This window comes from Dyella sp. 01L423 (assembly GCF_056399945.1).
In genome coordinates, this window is record NZ_JBFTSI010000015.1 from 1 (window position 1) to 4406 (window position 4406).

The 4406-nt window shown below is 59.9% G+C and carries 4 protein-coding genes; 1 reads left to right on the plus strand and 3 read right to left on the minus strand.

What is annotated here, in order from left to right; genetic code table 11:
• Positions 1 to 850: 850 nt before the first annotated feature.
• Positions 851 to 2485, plus strand: coding sequence for an alpha/beta hydrolase (locus AC1DMY_RS20755; RefSeq protein ID WP_477166742.1), 1635 nt, complete (start codon positions 851 to 853; stop codon positions 2483 to 2485).
• Positions 2486 to 2771: 286 nt separating this feature from the next.
• Here the strand turns inward: AC1DMY_RS20755 and AC1DMY_RS20760 are convergent, their stop codons facing one another.
• From AC1DMY_RS20760 to AC1DMY_RS20770, 3 genes are all read right to left on the minus strand, one after another.
• Entirely contained in the window at positions 2772 to 3254 is a 483-nt protein-coding gene (locus tag AC1DMY_RS20760) for a hypothetical protein (RefSeq protein ID WP_477166743.1), read from the minus strand.
• Positions 3255 to 3353: 99 nt separating this feature from the next.
• Positions 3354 to 3638, minus strand: a complete 285-nt coding sequence (locus AC1DMY_RS20765) for a hypothetical protein (protein WP_477166744.1) — start codon at positions 3636 to 3638, stop codon at positions 3354 to 3356.
• A gap of 100 nt (positions 3639 to 3738) precedes the next feature.
• Positions 3739 to 4224, minus strand: coding sequence for a hypothetical protein (locus AC1DMY_RS20770; protein ID WP_477166745.1), 486 nt, complete (start codon positions 4222 to 4224; stop codon positions 3739 to 3741).
• Positions 4225 to 4406: the final 182 nt, after the last annotated feature.

A 4406-nucleotide genomic window follows, 5' to 3' on the forward strand; every position in this document is an offset into this window, starting at 1 on the left:
TGCGCACCTTTCTGTTCTCGCCTGGACAGGAACGAGACAACACCCAGAAGGACGGCCACTACAACAGGCGTCAACCAGAGAAACATGAGCCCTCCCCTTGGGCTTGCTTCAAGACAAGACTCGGCACGATGAGCGTCCGCTTTGGGTCGAAAGCGGACCTTATGGTTCCGACCGTAGCAGGTCATCTGCCGCGAGAAAACTTGCCAGACCGTAGTGATCGAACGCTGTGCTCTCGCGCCTTGGCAGGGTGACCGCAACGGCCGCATGTTTAGTGGCCGATCGCTGCGCCGTGCGCTACAGGTGAAACACGTGACTGGCATTCCTTGAGCGATCTCGTCTTGGTCTGACGGTCGATTCCGGCCAACGACATCACGCCGCTGCGAGGCTGGCGCACATGCACCTCAAGACAGCAAGTTCTTCCGCTCGGTCGGTCTTGGCGCGGGTTGGGCCCGAGGCGACGCTTGGTCTCCCCATAGCTGCATGAGGTACAAAATTCCGGCCTCGTCACACAGGAAGCGTTGGGAGCGGCTTTCACTTCAGACGACAAAAGAAGCACGTAACCGGGTGCGTGCTGCCAGCGAAGTAGAAAAGAGCCATCGCCCCAATGGCCTTCCCTAGAGAGAAATCATGAACAAGTACTTACGACCGATGATTGGTGGGCTGCGGTTGCCACGACGAGGATTGCCGCGCACGCGCAAGCAAACGTTCAAGACTTGCAACTGAAGTCATTGGCGCCAGTCGACGCCAAATAAGAACACTCGGGACGCCGGCTCGTACTGGCTTCTGAATCAGCGACGTTTTCATCGGCGGTGCATATGGCCGCCTAGGAGAGTTTGTGGGTCAATATCGAATGAAGATCGCCACCGCACTGCTGGCAGTGTGCGTCACTGGCACCGGGATGGCGTGGACAGAGCTGGCACGGGCCGAGCCGGCCGCGCCGACGCAGAGCTTGTTCCAGATCGAACTGGATGGCGCCTCCCAGCAACCGGCCAGCGGTCGCCTGCTGCTATTCGCCAGCGACGCCAAGGCGGCGCAGGCGGCGGCCAAGGACGGCAAGGTCGAGGTGGTCGATGCGAGTCCGTTTTTCCCCGATCAAACCGCGGTAGCGGCGCGCGAGGTCAACCATCTGGTGCCAGGCCAGCCGGTGACGCTTGACGCCGATCAACAGGCATTTCCGGCGGCTTTTTCCAAGCTGCCGCCGGGCGACTACCTGATGCAGGCGGTGCTCGATGTGGATCACAGCTATAACGTAGTGGACGGTCGTGGCGCCGGCGATCTGGTCAGCGAGGTAGTGTCGGTGCATCTGCCGGCCACTTCAGCGCCGGTGTTGAAGCTCACGCATGCGTTGCCGGCGAGCGATCCGTGGACGTTGTCGGCCCAGACGCCGGCTGCGGTGCGCCAACTGCTGCCGCAAGCGCGCGCGCACACGCAGGCGATCGACTTCACCAGCCCTGCACTGAGTGCTTTCTGGGGCCGCCCGATCGCCATGCGTGGCCGCGTACTGCTGCCGCCGGGCTACGACGCCCATGCCGCCACGCGCTACCCGACGGTGTATTACACGCATGGTTTCAGTGGCAATAACGACCGCATGGTTCCCGTGCTGGCCAGTGTCTATTCGGCGATGAGCAAGGGCCAGATGCCGCCGATGATCTGGGTGTTCCTGGATGAGTCTGGCTACACCGGCACCGTTGAGTTCGCGGACTCGGTCAACAACGGCCCCTGGGGGCAGGCGCTGACTGCCGAGCTGATCCCGGCGCTGGAGGCGAAGTACCACATGGACGCCACGCCGAACGGGCGCTTCCTCAACGGTCATTCGTCTGGCGGCTGGGCCACGCTATGGCTGCAGACGAACTACCCGTCCATGTTCGGTGGCACCTGGTCGACCTCGCCGGACCCAAGCGATTTCCACGATTTCGTTGGCGTGGATCTGTACGCGCCAAACGCCAACCTCTATCGCGATGCGCAGGGCAAGCCGCGGCCGTTTCTTCGTGACCAGGGCAAGGTGCTGGTCACGCTTGAAGAGTTTTCCAAGCAGGAGCGGGTCATCGGCGAGTACGGCGGCCAGATGGCCTCGTTCGAGTGGGTGTTCTCGCCGCGCGGCAAGGACGGTCGACCGATGCCGATGTTCGATCGCGACACCGGCGCGGTCGATCCGAAGGTGATGAGCTATTGGCATGAGCATTACGACATCGCCTATCGCTTGCAGCAGCAATGGCCGCAGGTCAAGGGCAATCTGGACGGCAAGATCCACCTCTATGTGGGCAGCGTCGATAGCGCCTATCTGGAAGGCCCCGCGCATAAGTTGAAAGCGTTGCTGGATGGCTTGGGCGCCAAGTCGGACTTCCGCTTCTTACCCGACAAGGGCCACTTCGATCTTTACACGCTGGGCGACGATCACTACGCGCTGTTGAAGGACATCAGCTGGCAGATGTACGCGATCGCGCGGCCCGGCAGCAAGGCACCGGCGCCGTTGGTTCTGCGCTGAGCAGGACGGCTGTCGCGTTTGCTTCAGCGACCAGCCACCGCGAGTTGGTATCAAGTGTCCCGAGGGCATCCAGGGGCATGACCCATTGAGAATGAAAAGGCCCGCCTATCGCGGGCCTTTTTTCTTCGTCGAGAAATGCCGGATGCGACCAAGCGCTTGAGCACCTCCCCCTGGGCGTTCAACCAAACGACTGTAGTGCCTATCCGCAGGACGGGTAACGCTAAAAGCGCAGGAAGGTCCGCTGCGGGTCGAAAGCTGATATTAGCGGCCCGGCTACAGGTGGCCCTTATAGCCGCCCAGTCTCGAACGATCTTTCCCAACCATCGGCATTCACCACGCGACCTGCTTCGAACGTGAACTCCACGCGGGACACGCTCTTGCCTCGGCTATCGGTGAACTCGACTTCAACTTTGCGCTTTGAGCAAGGATCCGCCGGCACGTCCATGTAGTCCCAGCCAAGGAAACGATAAGTATCCGCCCTCATCGTTTGCGCAAGCATGCGAGCGCCATTGACTCCCGTTCCCAAGGGACGGCCCACGTCGCCGCCACCAAGATTGAAACTCGCGGAGGGGGCGACCAACGCCGCGAGCCCCTCATCCGAGCTTGCTGCCAACTTGACTACTTCAACCGCACGAAGGCTCAAGACCTGCTGCAATTCACGTGAGCCTGATATTGCTGGCAGACCGAATCCGGACGGCCCAGCGAATGCGGGGCCCAAAGCCATGGCCGTCGCCAAATATACGCATGCCGCGGGAATCCATCGACTCATGGCCGTTCTCCTTGCGCGTTCATCAAGTGTCCGCTGTGGGTAAAAAAAGCAGGCGTATCGGTGCTGACCTCAAAGGCGTTAGCAATGCATCGCTTCGTCTTACGTTCCCATTGGAAAGAACGTGAAGCCTCCATTGGGAGCTCGCTCTGTGTCGTCGGCTACCTCATGGATCTGTTCAAAATACACCCGTGCCGTTGCAGACCGAACATCCAAAGGTGCGTCCAACGCTTCGTCACTCCGCAACAACTCCAATACTTTCGTCTCCGCTTCGGTCTCCGAAGGCGCCTCGACAAAGCGTGTCGCATAAAAACCTACGTTCTCCTGCAGGCCCGCCAGCACTCCCGGAAAGTTCTCTCCCACAACCAGACAGCGAAAAAGCGCCATGGCAGCGATCCTTCTTTGAGCCAGCCAACGAAAAAAATGCCTTCCTCACCTCTGCCAACTGCCCGCTTCGGATTGAAGCGGACATTGACTATTGGCTCATCTACTTCCGACTTCTGATGTGCTCAAGCAAGGTTTGCGACAATAGGTCAAAGTCGGTGAGCAGTCCTGAGAGCCGTACTTTAGCTCCGTCCTCTAAAACTAAAGTCAGTTCTGCGCCCCGGCCAGTCTGCAGCCTTGTGTCGACAACCTGTTGAAGGTCGATGTGACGGCGAGCGAACGCTCCTACTGTAATCCCGCCTTGATCGACAACGAGCCTGTACCTAAAGAAGTACAAGCCGCCAACAAGTGCTAGTGCGGGAAACAACCAGAACGCTGCCATCGTGGCCGGATCGTGGCCAGTCAGTGATGGCATGCAAGCAACGGCTGCAAACAGTGCGAATACGCCGGCGAACAGATAGGTGTAGACGGAGGGGAATTTGTAGATCTCTACGTCATCCTGCACTCGACGATGCTCCCTGGAGCCGAGAGCCGCAAGGGCAGCAATACCCAGCGAAACCACCATTGGTGTCAAAGGTGCCAGATTCATCCAAGCCTCCGGAGTTTTCGGCCTAACGACAATGTCCGCTTCACGCCCTGAGCCGTTCCGTCAACTATCCGACGAAGCTAGACCAGCAAGCAAGGGCGAGCCACGGCGCTGCAAGGCCATAAGGTAGCGCGACTCATCGTAGGGCGTGTGGGACAGCCAGCATCGATGCAGGATGCGGATCC